General features: G+C 48.2%; 16 protein-coding genes. 10 read left to right on the top strand and 6 right to left on the bottom strand.

What is annotated here, in order from left to right; translation table 11 throughout:
- Positions 1-69: 69 nt before the first annotated feature.
- Entirely contained in the window at positions 70-1,413 is a 1,344-nt protein-coding gene (locus CKQ54_RS16435) for a UDP-glucose dehydrogenase family protein (protein ID WP_120161387.1), read from the top strand.
- Between the two features lie 9 nt (positions 1,414-1,422).
- The gene (locus CKQ54_RS16430) at positions 1,423-2,430 is read left to right on the top strand and encodes an NAD-dependent epimerase (RefSeq protein ID WP_120161389.1); all 1,008 of its coding nucleotides are present in this window, start codon (positions 1,423-1,425) and stop codon (positions 2,428-2,430) included.
- Positions 2,431-2,649: 219 nt separating this feature from the next.
- Here the strand turns inward: CKQ54_RS16430 and hns are convergent, their stop codons facing one another.
- The gene (gene hns, locus CKQ54_RS16425; protein ID WP_013575950.1) at positions 2,650-3,057 is read right to left on the bottom strand and encodes a histone-like nucleoid-structuring protein H-NS; all 408 of its coding nucleotides are present in this window, start codon (positions 3,055-3,057) and stop codon (positions 2,650-2,652) included.
- Between the two features lie 627 nt (positions 3,058-3,684).
- Between hns and CKQ54_RS16420 the strand changes: the two genes are divergently transcribed.
- A complete protein-coding gene (locus tag CKQ54_RS16420) occupies positions 3,685-4,293 on the top strand; it encodes a thymidine kinase (protein WP_120161390.1) in 609 nt (202 codons plus the stop codon).
- Positions 4,294-4,438: 145 nt separating this feature from the next.
- Here the strand turns inward: CKQ54_RS16420 and adhE are convergent, their stop codons facing one another.
- On the bottom strand, positions 4,439-7,108 hold the full coding sequence (gene adhE, locus CKQ54_RS16415; protein WP_120161392.1) for a bifunctional acetaldehyde-CoA/alcohol dehydrogenase: 2,670 nt from the start codon (positions 7,106-7,108) through the stop codon (positions 4,439-4,441).
- Positions 7,109-7,641: 533 nt separating this feature from the next.
- On the opposite strand from adhE, the gene CKQ54_RS16410 reads away from it, so the two are divergent.
- From CKQ54_RS16410 to oppF, 6 genes are all read left to right on the top strand, one after another.
- Positions 7,642-8,286 carry a YchE family NAAT transporter gene (locus CKQ54_RS16410; RefSeq protein WP_112288824.1) on the top strand — a complete coding sequence of 215 codons (645 nt, stop codon included), beginning with the start codon at positions 7,642-7,644 and terminating at the stop codon, positions 8,284-8,286.
- Between the two features lie 1,178 nt (positions 8,287-9,464).
- A complete protein-coding gene (oppA, locus tag CKQ54_RS16405) occupies positions 9,465-11,105 on the top strand; it encodes an oligopeptide ABC transporter substrate-binding protein OppA (protein ID WP_112288825.1) in 1,641 nt (546 codons plus the stop codon).
- A 187-nt stretch (positions 11,106-11,292) separates the two neighbouring features.
- The gene (gene oppB / locus CKQ54_RS16400) at positions 11,293-12,213 is read left to right on the top strand and encodes an oligopeptide ABC transporter permease OppB (protein WP_112288826.1); all 921 of its coding nucleotides are present in this window, start codon (positions 11,293-11,295) and stop codon (positions 12,211-12,213) included.
- A 15-nt stretch (positions 12,214-12,228) separates the two neighbouring features.
- Entirely contained in the window at positions 12,229-13,137 is a 909-nt protein-coding gene (gene oppC / locus CKQ54_RS16395) for an oligopeptide ABC transporter permease OppC (RefSeq protein WP_112288827.1), read from the top strand.
- 11 nt (positions 13,138-13,148) lie between these two features.
- Positions 13,149-14,174 carry an ABC transporter ATP-binding protein gene (gene oppD, locus CKQ54_RS16390; RefSeq protein WP_232829873.1) on the top strand — a complete coding sequence of 342 codons (1,026 nt, stop codon included), beginning with the start codon at positions 13,149-13,151 and terminating at the stop codon, positions 14,172-14,174.
- Between the two features lie 29 nt (positions 14,175-14,203).
- A complete protein-coding gene (gene oppF / locus CKQ54_RS16385) occupies positions 14,204-15,208 on the top strand; it encodes a murein tripeptide/oligopeptide ABC transporter ATP binding protein OppF (protein ID WP_112288864.1) in 1,005 nt (334 codons plus the stop codon).
- Between the two features lie 77 nt (positions 15,209-15,285).
- Here oppF and CKQ54_RS16380 read toward each other — a convergent pair whose 3' ends face one another.
- A complete protein-coding gene (locus CKQ54_RS16380) occupies positions 15,286-15,609 on the bottom strand; it encodes an HI1450 family dsDNA-mimic protein (RefSeq protein WP_112288828.1) in 324 nt (107 codons plus the stop codon).
- 80 nt (positions 15,610-15,689) lie between these two features.
- Positions 15,690-17,150 (bottom strand): cardiolipin synthase, encoded by a 1,461-nt coding sequence (gene cls / locus CKQ54_RS16375; protein WP_120161394.1) that lies wholly within the window; start codon positions 17,148-17,150, stop codon positions 15,690-15,692.
- Positions 17,151-17,449: 299 nt separating this feature from the next.
- Between cls and CKQ54_RS16370 the strand changes: the two genes are divergently transcribed.
- The gene (locus CKQ54_RS16370; protein WP_101076905.1) at positions 17,450-17,632 is read left to right on the top strand and encodes a YciY family protein; all 183 of its coding nucleotides are present in this window, start codon (positions 17,450-17,452) and stop codon (positions 17,630-17,632) included.
- On the opposite strand, the gene CKQ54_RS25805 is transcribed toward CKQ54_RS16370, so the two are convergent.
- Both CKQ54_RS25805 and CKQ54_RS16365 read right to left on the bottom strand, forming a co-directional pair.
- Entirely contained in the window at positions 17,633-17,794 is a 162-nt protein-coding gene (locus tag CKQ54_RS25805) for a YnfU family zinc-binding protein (protein WP_217150653.1), read from the bottom strand. It abuts the gene before it with no gap.
- A 125-nt stretch (positions 17,795-17,919) separates the two neighbouring features.
- The gene (locus CKQ54_RS16365; RefSeq protein ID WP_120161396.1) at positions 17,920-18,234 is read right to left on the bottom strand and encodes a TFIIB-type zinc ribbon-containing protein; all 315 of its coding nucleotides are present in this window, start codon (positions 18,232-18,234) and stop codon (positions 17,920-17,922) included.
- Positions 18,235-18,294: the final 60 nt, after the last annotated feature.

Raw genomic sequence — 18,294 nt, 5'->3', positions numbered from 1 at the left:
ATAATGCGTTCCGGAATTTTTGGCTGTCTGTTTCACGTTGTTTAAAAAATAACAAATAGGAATTCGCTGATGAAAGTAACAGTTTTTGGTATCGGTTACGTCGGACTTGTTCAGGCGGCGGTTCTTGCTGAAGTCGGGCACGAAGTTTTGTGCATCGATGTTGATGCAAAGAAAGTGGAAAACCTGAAGAACGGGCAGATCCCAATTTTTGAACCAGGTCTAACCCCTCTGGTTCAACGTAATTACGAAGCAGGGCGTTTGCTGTTCAGCACCAATGCGGCTGAAGGTGTTGCCCATGCTACCGTCCAGTTTATCGCTGTCGGTACTCCGCCAGATGAAGATGGTTCTGCGGATCTTAAATATGTGACTGCTGTGGCGCGCACTATTGCCGAGCATATGACTGGACCTAAAGTAGTCATCGATAAGTCTACCGTGCCGGTGGGTACCGCCGATAAAGTGCGTGCGGTAATGAGTGAAAAACTCAAAGAACGCGGCGTGGATATCACTTTTGATGTCGTATCCAATCCTGAATTCCTGAAAGAAGGTGCTGCGGTTGCTGACTGTATGCGTCCTGAGCGTATCGTCATCGGTACAGATAATCCTGATGCCATCGATCCTATCCGTGAGCTTTACGAACCGTTTAACCGTAATCACGATCGTATGATCCTGATGGATATCCGCAGTGCTGAACTGACCAAATATGCGGCCAACTGTATGCTGGCAACCAAAATCAGCTTCATGAACGAAATGTCCAATCTGGCAGAAATGCTGGGTGCTGATATCGAAAAAGTGCGTCAGGGGATTGGTTCTGACTCCCGTATCGGTTACCACTTTATCTATCCAGGTTGCGGTTATGGCGGTTCTTGTTTCCCTAAAGATGTTCAGGCATTAATCCGTACCGCAGAGCACATCGGTTATCAGCCAAAACTTTTGCAGGCGGTGGAACAGGTCAATTATCAGCAAAAATATAAATTGCCTGCTTTCATTCAGCGCCACTTCGGTGACGACCTGAAAGGCAAAACCTTTGCGCTTTGGGGGCTGTCCTTCAAACCTAATACCGATGACATGCGTGAAGCCTCAAGCCGTGTATTAATGGAACAGCTCTGGGCTGCGGGTGCAAAAATCAAAGCTTATGATCCTGAAGCCATGAATGAGACACAGCGTATTTATGGTCATCGCGAAGATTTAGAATTAATGGGTACTAAAGAATCCGCATTGCACAATGCTGATGCGCTGATTATTTGCACTGAATGGCAGAACTTCCGTGCCCCTGATTTTGATGTGATCAAAAAAGCATTAAAAGAGCCGGTTATCTTTGATGGTCGAAACTTATTCGATCCTGAACGTTTGGAGAAACGCGGGTTTACTTACTACGGCATTGGCCGCGGTGCTTCAATCAATCCGGTTCTGTAAGGAGTTTTCATGAAATATCTGGTTACCGGCGCAGCGGGCTTTATTGGCTTCTATGTGTCGCAACGTTTGTTAGCAGCAGGTCATTCGGTTGTCGGGATCGATAATCTGAATGATTATTATGATGTCAGCCTGAAACTGGCGCGGCTTGCTCAGCTGGAGAATAAAGACGGCTTCGAGTTTATTAAGCTGGATTTAGCCGATCGTGAAGGCATGGCCGCATTGTTTGCCGGACAGCGTTTCGAACGAGTGATCCATTTGGCCGCGCAGGCTGGTGTCCGATATTCAATCGAAAACCCTCTGGCTTATGCTGATTCTAACCTGGTTGGGTTTGTAAACATTCTGGAAGGTTGCCGCCATAATAAAGTCGGGCATTTGCTTTATGCTTCTTCCAGCTCAGTTTATGGTTTGAACAAAAAGCAACCTTTCTCAACCGATGATTCTGTTGACCATCCTGTTTCATTGTATGCGGCGACGAAAAAAGCCAATGAATTAATGGCTCATACCTATTCACATCTTTATGGATTACCAACGACCGGATTACGTTTCTTTACCGTATATGGTCCCTGGGGACGTCCTGATATGGCATTGTTTAAGTTTACTAAAGCAATGCTGGCGGGACAGAGTATTGATGTTTATAACCACGGTGAAATGCGTCGAGACTTTACTTATATCGATGATATTGCAGAAGCCATTGTTCGTTTACAGGATGTCATTCCGCAATCTGATCCTAACTGGACTGTGGAACAGGGATCTCCGGCAAGCAGTTCCGCGCCTTATTGCGTTTATAATATCGGCAATAACAACCCGGTAAAACTCATGGCCTATATCAGTGCGCTGGAGAAGGCATTAGGCATGGAGGCTGTTAAGAATATGCTGCCAATGCAACCGGGCGATGTACACGAGACAAGCGCGGATACGCAGCCGTTGTCGCAGGCCATTGGCTTTGCGCCTGAAACCAGCGTTGAGCAGGGCGTGCAGAAGTTTGTTGACTGGTATCGGGATTTTTATCAGGTCTGAAATTCAGGATAAAAATTCTGTTACGTTAAAGGCTGCTCAGGCAGCCTTTTTTATGGAATCAGTTAAGTCCTATAGCAGTCTGAATGTAATCCATTTTTAAGATGCACTTGTTTGGTTTTTGTATTAGTAACAAGAAGCATTTATCTGCGGGATTAGAAAACGAAAAGCCCATCATAAAGATGGGCTTTTTTGTATTAACATTTATGTTAATAAGGGCAATTACAGCAGGAAATCGTCCAGTGATTTACCTTGCTCTTCGATTGCTTTCTTGATTACAGCTGGAGTACGGCCCTGGCCAGTCCAGGTTTTGTTTTCGCCGTTTTCGTCAACGTATTTGTATTTAGCAGGACGCGCTGCACGTTTTGCTTTACCGGTAGCCTTAGTAGCAGCCATGGTTTGCAGCAATTCGTTAGGATCAATGCCATCAGCAATCAGCATTTCACGGTATTGTTGCAGTTTGCGGGTGCGCTCTTCAATCTCAGCAGCTGCCTGAGAATCTTCTTCGCGACGCTCGTTCACAACAACTTCTAATTTTTCCAGCATCTCTTCCAGAGTTTCCAGAGTGCATTCTCTTGCTTGCGCGCGCAGAGTACGGATGTTGTTCAGAATCTTTAATGCTTCGCTCATTATACTAGTCTCAAATTATATTGGTGGGGGGCGTTTGGCTAATAATAGAATGCTCTTCAGTATTCTGCAATAGCCAATTTGTATACCTGACCTTAATTTACGCATTTAATGCAAATGGTGAATGTGTCCTGCAAAATATAGGCAGGACAGTTCACACTATTTATCTGAGGTCTATAACCCTAATTTCAATACACGCTTATGCGCTATTGTTGCAATGCGTAAGTCGTTTTATAAGCATGCGATTGTTCACACAATTAAAGAGGATGTGAAGATAACTAATGTAAGGACAAGGGGAAATTGAGGAGGCAGTATCGCAACAGCATACTAAATTTTTTACTTTTAAGTGCTTCTATCCTGTCAGATATTGTATAGACAAACCCATAATGCGACCCTCTGGTATATAAGATGAGCCATGTCAGGGAGTATTGTCGTCTAACGATTACGGATTATCGGCTATTGCATTTATAAATTTTGATTGTAAGTTTCTGTGATTTTTTCAAATGTAATGATTCTTTGAACCGTACCCGATAACTGCGCCAGACAGGCGTGGTTATAGATTGTCAGGCTTGTGGTACAATCCACGCCGAAAATTTATGCCATCCATTTACATTATGGGGTCACTCCTTCATGGCTCAGCTTTATTTCTATTACTCGGCAATGAATGCCGGTAAGTCCACTTCGCTATTGCAATCTTCATATAATTATCAAGAACGTGGTATGCGCACGCTGGTGTTAACAGCAGAATTAGATCATCGTTTCGGTGTCGGTAAAGTCAGCTCCCGAATCGGTTTATCCTCGCCGGCAGAGCTCTACAATAAGGACACTGAACTTTTCAATCTAATAGCCCAGGAGAATCGCTCTCAGCGTCTGAGCTGCGTTTTGATAGATGAATGCCAGTTCCTCACTAAGGCGCAGGTATCCCAGCTCACTGACGTTGTGGACGATCTGGATGTGCCGGTACTTTGTTATGGCCTGCGGACCGATTTTCGTGGTGAACTTTTTGAGGGCAGTGAATATTTGCTGGCATGGGCGGATAAACTGGTTGAGCTGAAAACCATCTGTCACTGCGGACGTAAGGCTAACCGTAACCTGAGGCTGGATGAGAAGGGTAACGCCCTGCATGATGGCGCACAGGTCGTTATAGGCGGTGACGAAAGCTATGTATCTGTCTGCCGTAAGCACTACAAAGAAGCCATGGCGGCGTTTGATACCACGGTCGAAGTTAAACCAGAGTAAATTTGCAAAGTATTTACGGAGGTTTTTTTGGCTTTTATCTTCAAAGCCATTCTCAAATTTTCCCTCATTTATCCTGAATCCATAAAAAAACCCGCTTTTCAGCGGGTTTTTACTTTCTGATTTGAGCTATCAGAAACTCAGCAGATTATTTTTTGCTGGTTTTCTTTTCAGCTTTAGGAGCAGCAACAACAACTTCTGCTGCTTCTTCTTCGCTGAATTCGCGGCCGTAGAAAGTATCCATCAGAATCTGTTTCAGTTCAGAGATCAGCGGGTAACGTGGGTTAGCACCGGTACACTGGTCATCGAACGCATCTTCAGACAGTTTGTCTACTTTCGCCAGGAAGTCAGCTTCCTGAACGCCTGCTTCACGGATAGAGGTTGGGATACCCAGCTCCGCTTTGATTTCATCCAACCAGGTCAGCAGTTTCTGAATTTTCTGTGCAGTACGGTCACCGGCAGCGCTCAGACCTAAATGGTCAGCCACTTCTGCGTAGCGACGACGCGCTTGTGGGCGGTCATACTGACTGAAAGCAGTCTGTTTAGTTGGGTTGTCATTGGCGTTGTAGCGGATGACGTTAGAAATCAGCATTGCGTTAGCCAGACCGTGTGGAATATGGAACTCTGAACCCAGTTTATGGGCCATTGAGTGACAAACCCCAAGGAAGGCGTTAGCGAACGCGATACCCGCGATAGTTGCCGCATTGTGAACACGCTCACGTGCTACCGGATTTTTAGCCCCTTCGTTGTAGCTGGCTGGCAGGTTTTCTTTAAGCAGTTTCAGTGCCTGCAGAGCCTGACCGTCGGAATATTCGTTAGCCAGTACAGAAACGTAAGCTTCCAGTGCGTGAGTCACCGCATCCAGACCACCGAAAGCACACAGTGATTTAGGCATGTTCATCACCAGATTAGCATCAACGATAGCCATATCAGGTGTCAGCGCATAGTCAGCCAGTGGATATTTCTGACCAGTTGCATCATCGGTAACAACCGCAAACGGAGTCACTTCAGAACCGGTACCGGAAGTGGTAGTGACGGCGATCATTTTCGCTTTCACGCCCATTTTCGGGAATTTGTAGATACGTTTACGGATATCCATAAAGCGCAGCGCCAAATCTTCGAACTGAGTGTCCGGGTGTTCGTACAGAACCCACATGATTTTCGCGGCGTCCATCGGTGAACCACCACCCAGCGCGATAATGACGTCTGGTTTGAAGGAGTTCATTTGCTCAGCACCTTTACGAACAATGCTCAGCGTTGGGTCAGCCTCTACTTCGAAGAACACCTCTGTTTCAATACCGTGGCTTTTCAGAACGCTGGTAATCTGATCTGCATAGCCGTTATTGAACAGGAAACGGTCAGTGACGATGAATGCGCGTTTTGCTCCATCAGTAGCCACTTCTTCCAGTGCGATTGGCAGTGAGCCACGACGGAAGTAAATAGATTTTGGAAGTTTATGCCACAACATGTTTTCTGCTCGCTTCGCTACAGTTTTCTTGTTGATCAAGTGTTTAGGACCGACGTTTTCAGAGATGGAGTTACCACCCCATGAACCGCAACCCAGCGTCAGAGAAGGAGCAAGTTTGAAGTTGTACAGGTCACCGATACCACCCTGAGAAGCCGGGGTGTTAATCAGGATACGTGCGGTTTTCATTTTGTTGCCAAAATAGTTCACACGTTCTGGTTGGTTGTCCTGGTCTGTATACAGGCAAGAGGTATGGCCGATACCGCCCATTTCTACCAGTTTCTCAGCTTTAGCAACCGCGTCTTCGAAGTTCTTAGCACGGTACATCGCGAGGGTAGGGGACAGTTTTTCGTGTGCAAATGGTTCTGATTCGTCAACAACGCTGACTTCACCAATTAACACTTTAGTATGAGCTGGCACTTTGATGCCGGCCATTTCAGCAATTTTAGTCGCTGGCTGGCCTACGATAGCCGCGTTCAGGCCACCATTTTTCAGAATGATATCTGAAACAGCCTTCAGCTCTTTGCCTTGCAGCATGTAGCCGCCGTGAGATGCGAAACGTTCACGAACTGCGTTATAAGCAGAATCAACCACGATGATGGACTGTTCAGACGCACAGATTACGCCATTATCGAAGGTTTTGGACATCAGCACGGAAGCAACAACACGTTTGATATCTGCAGTTTCATCAACAACGACCGGGGTATTACCTGCACCCACGCCGATTGCTGGCTTACCGGAGCTGTAGGCTGCTTTAACCATGCCCGGACCACCGGTTGCCAGAATCAGGTTCAGATCCGGGTGGTGCATAAGTTGGTTAGAAAGTTCTACACTTGGTTCATCAATCCAGCCAATGATGTCTTTTGGCGCACCGGCAGCGATAGCAGCCTGCAGAACGATGTCTGCCGCTTTGTTAGTCGCGTTTTTAGCACGTGGGTGTGGAGAGAAGATTATACCGTTACGTGTTTTCAGGCTGATAAGCGCTTTGAAAATCGCAGTGGAAGTGGGGTTGGTAGTTGGGACGATACCGCAAATCAGGCCGATGGGTTCAGCGATAGTGATGGTACCGAAAGTGTCATCCTGACCCAGGATGCCACAGGTTTTTTCGTCTTTGTAAGCATTGTAGATATATTCGGAGGCGAAGTGGTTTTTGATCACTTTGTCTTCGACAATACCCATTCCGGATTCTTCAACGGCCAGTTTGGCGAGCAGAATACGAGAATCGGCAGCAGCCAGAGCGGCGGCAGCGAAAATCTTATCTACTTGTTCCTGACTGAAGTTGGCATATTCGCGCTGTGCCTTTTTGACTCGCGCAACGAGTGCGTTTAGTTCAGCGACATTTGTTACAGCCATGATGCTCTCCTGATAAAGTTAAACTCTTTTAGTAAATAACTTGCCAAAGACTAGTATAGACCTGCTATCAGTCACCGTGAGAAACTAATTAACTCTATGATTCTCAAGGTGTTGTCTTTGTCTCTTTATTTGCTTAAAGAGCTTCCAGTAGTGAAGCACGTAAGGTAGTAGATAACTCCTCATTCAACGTGGCTTGACGAATATTTGTTCTGCAAACTACCGTTGAGTGACTATGCACAAAGCTTACCTATTTGTAGGCAGACGTAATTTGATCTGGATCACTAAACACCTAAGCTGACACCTTTCAGCAGTGGTTTATTGAGAATAATTATCAAATTCGTCCATGGATAATACAGTTTTGTATCTAAAGTTATCAATAAAAAAACTGATTTTTAACAAAAGTCTTATCCACTGCCTTTATTTGTAAATCTGGTGATAAAAACTATGAAACGGCGTGGCGCCTTTACTGCGATTCCAGTACATTAGCGCCCATCAAAACCTTCATCTACTGGCGTAACTGTGCGGAGTTCTGCGTGAGCCAATCTTTATTAGATTTTTCTGGTTATATCAAATTCTTTGTCGGGCTGTTTGCACTGGTCAACCCGGTGGGGATCTTGCCAGTGTTTATCAGTATGACCAGCTATCAGGCGGCGGCAGGGCGTAACAAAACCAATATGACGGCCAACCTTTCTGTTGCCATTATATTGTCGACCGCGCTGTTCCTCGGCGATGCGATTCTGCACCTGTTCGGCATTTCCATTGATTCGTTCCGTATTGCTGGCGGGATCCTGGTGGTCACTATCGCCATGTCGATGATCAGCGGAAAGCTCGGGGAAGATAAACAGAACAAGCAGGAAAAGTCAGAAACAGCGATCCGCGAAAACGTCGGTGTAGTTCCGCTGGCATTGCCTTTAATGGCAGGACCCGGTGCAATCAGTTCAACAATCGTCTGGAGTTCGCGTTATCACAGCTGGCCAAACCTGCTGGGTCTGACCGTTGCGATCATGTTCTTCGCCTTCTGCTGCTGGCTGCTGTTCAGGGCGGCACCTTTACTGGTGCGTCTGCTGGGGCAAACCGGCATTAACGTCATCACCCGTATTATGGGATTGCTGCTGATGTCACTGGGCATTGAATTTATTGTGACAGGTATAAAAGCGATTTTCCCGGGCCTTCTTTAATCAATTAGCGGCCGAATTATCACGAAAATACCCAGGTGTTTTCGTGATAATTATCACTTCCACTTATAATCTAATGCCTTATTATAGTGCAGCTAATGGCTTAATTCAGAGCAATTGCACCCTAATGTAGCGCAAACCCTTGTCTCACTCCTCTTTTCAATCCAAGTCCTCATTTCTTTAAATAAACTTAGCTAATTATTGGCTAATTACGGGCGTTTATTGCCCGTATTGACGCTAATTTACTCACATCATTCTGTAAGGCTTGTGCAGGCTGTATCGAGATGTTATTAGTGTTAACACAGCAGTTAACAGGTGTTTATTCTTATAAATCTAACAATGTTAACTGATTGTGTCAGGCGAGTTCTTGAACAGTCTCCGGTAGGACTTTGATGAGTAATTTCGCCATAAAGATATATTAAATCAGTGGGTTAAAACTGTTTTCTGCTCTCTGCCTGACTGACCTGTTGTAAAGACTGTTATGAGTAAAAGAGAATTACGTAACAAATTTGCAAAATTTATTGGCGCGCGTAACAGGGTTCTGATAATTTTCAAATCGCCTTCAAAAATGGATTTTTGTTTAGAGCAATGCTCCTGGTGAGCACGATTCTTGCTAGTGCGAAAAAGATTGAAGCCATTTTATTTGTTTTTGGAGAGTGTCGTGTCGCAATGCTTACTGCAAATTTATCCTCATGTGTTTTCTGCAAAAAGAAAACCGGGCATAACGTTGACGACATCAAACCGCCTTATGCTGAATTTTCATGATCAGCTAAACAAATCTTCAGATCTTCTTCTTATTAATTTGATGGCTCGCATTTAACCGCGAAGGATTTTCTATCGCCCTAAGTCGGGTTAATAAGAAAATAATATTGTTAAGTGCAGGAATAACAGTATGTGATTGCCTGGTTCGCCACAGAATTCTTTTTGTCGCGCACGGGGTGAATCAAATGGAGCGAGATCATCCTTAACGATCTCAGAAACCGCAAGGCGATTAACAGCCAGAGGTTTAACGGACTTACCAGGTAACACATGCAGTAGTAGGGGACAGCCATCTGCGGGTGGTAACTACATGGGGCTTTTCATGAGCAATTCGTTCCTGCTCTTGAAATCCGTTGACCCAGCAAGGGTTTATCTTGCACCCAGGCGTGCAAGTTCATAATAAAAACTGGAGTTGAATAAAAATGACCAACATCACAAAAAAAAATCTGCTGGCTGCCTGCATTATGGCTGCGGTTGGCGCGGTGTCAGTGAATAATGCATTTGCAGCCAATGTGCCGGCAGGTGTCACTCTGGCAGCCAAACAAGAACTGGTTCGTAACAACGGTTCAGAAGTTCAGTCTCTCGACCCGCATAAAGTTGAAGGCGTACCAGAATCCAACGTTATCCGTGACTTGCTTGAAGGCCTGGTGAATACCGACAGTAAAGACGGCAGCGTTATTCCTGGCGTAGCAACCAGCTGGGAAAACAAAGATTTTAAAGTCTGGACCTTCCACCTGCGTCCGGAAGCTAAATGGTCCAACGGTGACCCTGTGACCGCCGCTGATTTCGTTTACAGCTGGCAGCGTCTGGCAGATCCTAAAACCGCATCTCCTTACGAAAGCTACCTGCAATACGGTCATATCGAAAACATTGATGACATCATTAGTGGTAAGAAAAGCCCTGATACTCTGGGTGTGAAAGCCATCGACGACCATACCCTGCAAGTAACGCTGACCGAACCTGTTCCGTATTTCGTAAAAATGCTGTCTCACACCGCGATGAAGCCGGTAAACAAAAGTGTTGTTGAGAAGTTTGGCGACAAATGGACCCAACCAGAAAACTACGTGAGCAACGGCGCATACAAACTGAAAGCCTGGACCGTCAACGAACGTATTGTCCTGGAACGCAGCCCGACTTACTGGGATAACGCAAAAACTGTGATCAACCAGGTAACTTACCTGCCAATTTCTTCGGAAGTAACTGACGTTAACCGCTACCGCAGCGGCGAAATCGACATGACTTACAACAACATGCCGATCGAACTGTTCCAGAAACTGAAGAAAGAAATCCCAACCGAAGTTCACGTTGACCCGTACCTGTGTACTTATTACTACGAAATCAACAACCAGAAAGCGCCGTTTACCGATTCTCGCGTTCGTGAAGCACTGAAACTGGGCCTGGACCGCGATATCATCGTGAACAAAGTAAAAGCACAGGGCGACCTGCCAGCTTACGGTTACACCCCTCCTTATACCGATGGTGCGAAATTGACTCCGCCAGCCTGGTTCAAAGAGACTCAGGAACAACGTAACGAGCAGGCTAAAAAACTGCTGGCCGAAGCAGGTTACACCTCTGCTAAACCTCTGACTTTCGATCTGTTGTACAACACGTCGGATCTGCACAAGAAACTGGCTATCGCTGCCGCCGCTATCTGGAAGAAAAACCTGGGTGTTGACGTGAAACTCGTTAACCAGGAATGGAAAACCTTCCTGGACAGCCGTCATCAGGGCAACTTTGATGTGGCACGTGCGGGCTGGTGTTCTGACTATAACGAACCTTCTTCCTTCCTGAACACCATGCTGTCTGACAGCAGCAACAACACCGCTCACTATAAGAGCCCGGCGTTTGATAAAGACATCGCGGACACTCTGACAGTGAAAACTGATGAAGAGCGTGCGGCGCTGTATCAGAAAGCAGAAACCCAGCTGGATAAAGACTCTGCCATTGTTCCTGTTTATTACTACGTGAACGCGCGTCTGGTGAAACCATACGTTGGCGGTTACACCGGTAAAGATCCGCAGGACAACGTCTACGTGAAAGACTTGTACATCATCAAACACTAAGTCACGGATATCAGAGCAAGGCATCCCCGAGCTGCCTTGCTCATCCTATTTTGATGAAGGTAATGTTTTTCATTCCGGATTTCGGGATGAAAACAAAGAGCCACCACGGCGACGATCAGTTGATGGTCGTCGTGAACAAGCCAAAACTATAAAGCTGTAGTGACAGGCTTAGAAACAGGTACGGGCAATGTTAAAGTTTATTTTACGCCGCTGTCTGGAAGCGATTCCGACGCTATTCATTCTGATCACCATTTCATTTTTTATGATGCGTCTCGCACCGGGCAGCCCTTTTACGGGTGAGCGTAATCTCCCGCCAGAAGTGATGGCAAACATTGAGGCCAAATATCACCTCAATGACCCTATGTATAAGCAGTACTTCCACTATTTAGAACAGCTGGCGAAAGGCGATTTCGGCCCGTCGTTCAAATATAAAGACTATACCGTTAATGATCTGGTTGCGGCCTCGTTCCCGGTTTCAGCGAAACTCGGTCTGGCGGCATTTATCATGGCGATTGTGTTTGGTGTGAGTGCGGGCGTTATTGCCGCCCTGAACCAAAATACCAAATGGGATTACACGGTAATGGGCATAGCGATGACCGGGGTGGTTATACCCAGTTTCGTGGTGGCGCCGTTACTGGTGCTGATATTTGCGATTACGCTGAAATGGCTGCCTGGTGGTGGCTGGAACGGCGGTGGCGCAAAATATATGATCTTGCCAATGGTGGCGCTGTCTCTGGCGTATATCGCCAGTATCGCGCGTATCACACGTGGCTCAATGATCGAAATTCTGCATTCCAACTTTATCCGTACAGCACGTGCTAAAGGTTTGCCATTGCGCCGCATCATTTTGCGTCACGCACTGAAACCCGCGCTGCTGCCGGTATTGTCCTACATGGGACCGGCCTTCGTGGGTATCATCACCGGTTCGATGGTCATCGAGAGCATTTTCGGATTGCCAGGTATTGGCCAGCTGTTTGTTAACGGTGCATTAAACCGTGACTATTCACTGGTTCTGAGCCTGACCATTTTAGTGGGCGCATTGACTATTTTGTTCAATGCGATCGTCGACGTGCTTTATGCCGTCATCGACCCGAAAATCCGTTATTAATGCCGGAGTACGTCAATGATGTTAAGTAAGAAAAATAGCGACGTCGTCGAAAACTTCAGCGAGAAACTGGAAGTTGAAGGCCGCAGTTTGTGGCAGGATGCGCGACGCCGCTTTATGCACAACCGCGCCGCGGTGACCAGCCTGATCGTCCTCGCGTTCATCGCCTTATTTGTGACTTTCGCGCCAATGTTGTCGCAGTTTGCCTACGATGATACTGACTGGAATATGATGTCAGCCGCCCCTGATATGGCTTCCCATCACTTCTTCGGGACAGATTCTTCAGGCCGTGATTTGCTGGTGCGTGTGGCGATCGGCGGGCGTATTTCCCTGATGGTTGGCGTGGCGGCAGCGCTGGTTGCGGTGATCCTCGGTACGCTTTACGGGTCATTGTCCGGTTATCTGGGCGGTAAAATTGACTCCGCGATGATGCGTCTGCTGGAAATTCTCAACTCCTTCCCGTTCATGTTCTTCGTCATTCTGCTGGTGACCTTCTTCGGACAAAACATCCTGCTGATCTTCGTGGCGATCGGGATGGTGTCCTGGCTGGACATGGCACGTATCGTGCGTGGTCAGACCCTTAGTCTGAAACGTAAAGAATTCATCGAAGCGGCGCTGGTGAGCGGTGTGAATACGCGCAATATCGTGTTGCGTCACATTGTTCCGAACGTACTGGGTGTCGTAGTGGTGTATGCATCGCTGCTGGTACCCAGCATGATCCTGTTCGAATCCTTCCTGAGCTTCCTCGGCTTAGGGACGCAGGAGCCGCTGAGCAGTTGGGGCGCGTTGTTAAGTGATGGCGCCAACTCGATGGAAGTTTCACCTTGGTTACTGCTGTTCCCGGCAGGCTTCCTGGTTGTAACTCTGTTTTGTTTCAATTTTATCGGCGATGGCTTGCGTGATGCCCTCGACCCGAAAGATCGTTAAGGAGTGCAACCATGAGCACCATTGAACACTCCACTTTTGCATCACCCGCTGCGGTTGACGGCAAAGCACCTCCGATCCTGCTGGATGTGCAAGACCTGCGCGTGACTTTCGAGACGCCCGACGGTGACGTGACCGCGGTAAATGACCTGAACTTTGACTTACGTGCCGGTGAAACGCTGGGCATTGTGGGCGAATCAGGTTCCGGTAAATCACAGACTGCATTTGCCCTGATGGGCTTGCTGGCCAGCAACGGTCGCATTGGCGGTTCTGCGAAATTTAATGGCCGCGAAATTCTGAACCTGCCGCAACAGCAGCTCAACAAGCTTCGTGCAGAACAGATATCGATGATTTTCCAGGATCCGATGACCTCTCTCAACCCGTACATGCGTGTGGGTGAGCAGCTGATGGAAGTCCTGATCCTGCATAAAAAAATGAGCAGTCGTGAAGCGTTTGAAGAATCTGTACGCATGCTGGACGCGGTGAAAATGCCGGAAGCCCGCAAGCGTATGAAAATGTTCCCGCACGAATTTTCCGGCGGTATGCGCCAGCGCGTAATGATCGCGATGGCCTTATTGTGCCGACCAAAATTGCTGATTGCTGATGAACCCACGACCGCACTGGACGTTACTGTTCAGGCGCAGATCATGACGTTACTTAATGAGCTGAAAGCCGAGTTCAACACCGCCATCATCATGATTACCCATGATCTGGGCGTTGTGGCCGGTATCTGCGATAAAGTGCTGGTGATGTATGCTGGCCGTACCATGGAATATGGTCGTGCGCGCGATGTGTTCTACGATCCGTGTCATCCGTATTCTATCGGCCTGCTGAACGCGGTTCCGCGTCTGGATGCCGAGGGCGGGGCGATGCTCACGATTCCCGGCAATCCGCCAAACTTGTTGCGCCTGCCAAAAGGTTGTCCTTTCCAGCCTCGCTGCCCGCATGCGATGGATATCTGCTCCTCGGCTCCGCCGCTTGAGCGTTTCGGTGATGGTCGCCTGCGTGCCTGCTATAAGCCGCTGGAGGAACTGGTATGACTGACAATACAGTAATGAACAGCGCGGCAATGAACACAAATGCACCTGAGAAAAAAGTCCTGCTTGAAGTGGCGGATCTCAAAGTCCATTTCGATATCAAAGACGGCAAACAGTGGTTCTGGCAGCCATCAAAAACCCTGAAAGCGGTTGATGGTGTCACGCTGCGCCTGTATGAAGGTGAAACTCTGGGTGTTGTAGGTGAATCCGGTTGCGGTAAATCGACTTTCGCCCGTGCGCTGATCGGTCTGGTAAAAGCGACCGATGGCCGCGTAGCCTGGTTAGGCAAAGATCTGCTCAATATGTCTGATAATGAGTGGCGCCAGACCCGCAGCGACATCCAGATGATTTTCCAGGATCCGCTGGCGTCTCTGAACCCGCGTATGACTATCGGCGAAATTATTGCCGAGCCGCTGAAAACCTATAATCCGAAAATGCCTCGTGCTGAGGTCAAAGAGAAAGTGAAGGCAATGATGTTAAAGGTCGGGCTGCTGCCTAACCTGATTAACCGTTACCCGCACGAATTCTCCGGCGGTCAGTGTCAGCGTATCGGTATTGCCCGCGCCCTGATCCTTGAACCGAAACTGATTATCTGTGATGAACCGGTTTCTGCTCTGGATGTTTCTATTCAGGCGCAGGTTGTTAACCTGTTGCAACAGTTGCAGCGCGAAATGGGCTTGTCGCTGATTTTCATCGCGCACGATCTGGCAGTGGTGAAGCACATTTCTGACCGTGTCTTGGTGATGTATCTGGGACATGCGGTCGAACTGGGAACTTATGATGAGGTGTACAACAATCCTCAGCATCCGTATACCCGTGCCCTGATGTCTGCGGTGCCCGTGCCGGATCCGGATAAAGAGCGCAACAAGACCATTCAGTTGCTGGAAGGGGAGTTACCTTCGCCGATCAATCCGCCATCAGGCTGCGTATTCCGTACCCGCTGCCCGATAGCCGGACCTGAATGTGCGATCACCCGTCCGTTGCTGGAAGGCAGCTTCCGTCATGCGGTATCCTGCCTGAAAGTTGATCCGCTCTGATAAATACTCTCAGACGGAAAGCATAAAAAAACCTGCCATTGGCAGGTTTTTCTTTTCTGTTAAGCGCCTCTCCTAAATCACTCCTTCCAGAGGATATGACAGAGCTTATGATCTTTCTCGCGGCACAACAGGACACGGGCAAAGATATCATTAATCGGCTGATCTTCAGCGTCAGCCAGACCAATCACCACTTCCGCGAAGAAGTCAGGATTCAGATCGTAATCCACATGCTCAACCCAGTCTTCTGCGGGATCATATAATTCAGCGCCGCCGCGTTCTTCAAATTGCAGATTGAAGATCAGGATATCCGCTGGATCCAGATTATCTCCGGCCAGTTCCAGAAAGATGTCGTAGGCTTGTTCAAGCGTTTCGTCTTCGGTCAGGCGATTATTCAGGTCCATATCATTCTCGTTTACAAATAAGTGTGTTCAGGCTGAAACCAGCCGGTACTGAGCGTATTACATCATGCCCGACGCGGCTTTTACAGCAGCGGACTGAAAAAGTAGAACAAACGTTCAACGATGCGATGCCAGAAAGGCCGCTTAAGCCAGGCTTCGACATCCAGCAGATGCGAACGGGCAAGGTAATCATCCTGCACACGACCCAGATCGTCACCGAATCCGGCGTCATCAATGACCAGTGTTATTTCAAAATTCAGCCAGAGGCTGCGCATATCGAGATTCACGGTACCAACCAGACTGAGCTGACCGTCGACCAGAATACTTTTGGTATGCAGCAGGCCATCTTCGAACTGATAAATCTTTACACCCGCTTCCAGCAACTCGCCAAAGAAGGCTTTACTGGCCCAGTCGACCATCATTGAATCGTTCTTCATTGGCAAAATGATACTGACATCGACTCCGCGCTGAGCTGCCGTACAAATGGCATGCAGCAGGTCATCACTTGGCACCAGATAAGGTGTCGTCATCACCAACTGTTCGCGGGCGGAATACGTTGCGGTCAGCAGCGCCTGGTGGATCATATCTTCCGGGAAGCCCGGACCGGAGGCGATCACCTGAATGGTATGGCCGCTTTCCTGCTCGAACGGCATCTGATTCAGATCCGGTTCCGGTGGCAGAATGCGTTTGCCGGTCTCAATCTCCCAGTCGCAGGAATACACAATGCCCATGGTCGTGGCGACCGGGCCTTCCATACGCGCCATCAGGTCCACCCACTGACCGACGCCAGCATCCTGCTTGAAGAAGCGCGGATCGACCATATTCATGCTGCCGGTATAAGCGACATAGTTGTCGATCAGCACGACTTTACGGTGCTGGCGCAAATCCATACGGCGCAGGAATACACGGAATAAATTCACCTGTAACGCTTCGACCACTTCGATACCGGCGTTGCGCATCATGGCCGGATAAGGGCTGCGGAAGAAGGCCACGCTGCCTGCGGAGTCGAGCATCAGACGGCAATGAATACCACGGCGTGACGCGGCCATCAGGGACTCAGCGACCTGATCCACCAGACCGCCAGGCTGCCAGATATAGAACACCATTTCGATGTTGCTGCGGGCCAGTTCAATATCGCGCATCATGGCTTTCAGCACGTCGTCACTGGTGGTCAGCAGTTGCAGCTGGTTGCCTTTGACGCCCGCAATGCCCTGACGGCGTTCACAAAGCTGGAAAAGAGACGCCGCAATTTCACTGTTTTCTGTCGCGAAAATACGTTTGCAGTCTTTGAGATCATTCAGCCAGCGCGCCGTGGAAGGCCACATGGCTTTAGCACGCTCTGCACGTCGTTTGCCTAAATGCAATTCACCAAACGAAAGATAAGCAATGATGCCGACCAGAGGAATGATGTAGATGATCAGCAGCCATGCCATTGCGGAAGGAACCGCCCGGCGTTTCATCAGAATACGCAGGGTGACGCCGGCAATCAGTAACCAGTAGCCGAAAACCAGAAGTCCGCTGATTACCGTATAAAATGTTGTCATAAAGGCGAAAAATCCTGTTCGCAAGCCATCGGCGTGAGTGTACGTGAAAGGGGCATTCTTTTAACTAACTTTATCCCAGCAATCAATCAGCTACCTCTTAAATCTGTATCCGCTTAATAAAAATGTCACTGCTCTGACATCAAGGTTAGACGATAACGGGGAAGAAGGAAAAAACAAGACTTGGATCACAACGTCATCGGCCTATAATGACCTCCGCAGTTTTATCCGTTTAAGGCACTTTCTGTAAAAGAAACTCTTCCGTTAAAGAAGCAGTGACGGGCATCACGGGACACAAGTGAATGAAACGCAGTAAAAATGAAGTTGGCCGGTGGCGTATGCTACGCCAGACTCAGCGCCGCAGAAGCCGCTGGCTGGAAGGTCAGTCAAGACGCTATCGTCACATCTACCGCATTCGCCAGATCCACCATCAGCAGCACCAGCGTTTGTCATTATATGCCGTAAATTACGAATGGAATTCCTGATTAGCGGGATTTAGGCTGAAACAGCGCGCCACATTTTTTGCAAACCAGCGTCGAGTTTTTGCGTACTTTTGCAGTCATCTGTTCTGAAACGTAACCACATTCAGGGCATGTGACCTTCGTGGTCGTACTGGTTAGAAACTTCAATCCGTCGAAGAATGACATAGGACGTACCTCGTGGGCAGGGGTAGGCATCCTAACACAGAAGCGATGAAAGCAATGTGACGACATTCGGGGAAATCGCGCCATAACGTTCTGGTCATGGCGCGTGAGTTTTTAGCGGGCAGAAATCAGTCGAACAACTCAGAAAGAAAACTCTTCTTTTTATACGGCTTATGCGACGAGTAATGACCCCGGTTATCGTAATTGCCATGATGGCGATTGTCGTCCCGGCGGTCGCGCTCGTCATAACGTACTGGCTGAGGCCGTTGCTCCTGAGGAGCTTGTACCTGTGCCGTCTGTTGTAGCGCGGCGGACTTCTCGATGATTTTATCCAGCTCTCCGCGATCTAACCAGACGCCGCGACAGTCCGGGCAATAGTCGATCTCGATCCCCTGACGTTCAGACATCACCAGCTGGCTTTCTTTGCATACAGGACATTGCATATCCGGTTCTCCATTCGCTTTTGATAAAAATTACGCAGGTAAATTATTGGCTATCCGGAA

It is taken from the genome of Rahnella variigena, assembly GCF_003610915.1.
Taxonomy (GTDB): Bacteria; Pseudomonadota; Gammaproteobacteria; order Enterobacterales; family Enterobacteriaceae; genus Rahnella; species Rahnella variigena.
The sequence above is the reverse complement of the archived record's forward strand: the minus strand, read 5'-3'. Positions and strand labels throughout refer to the sequence as shown.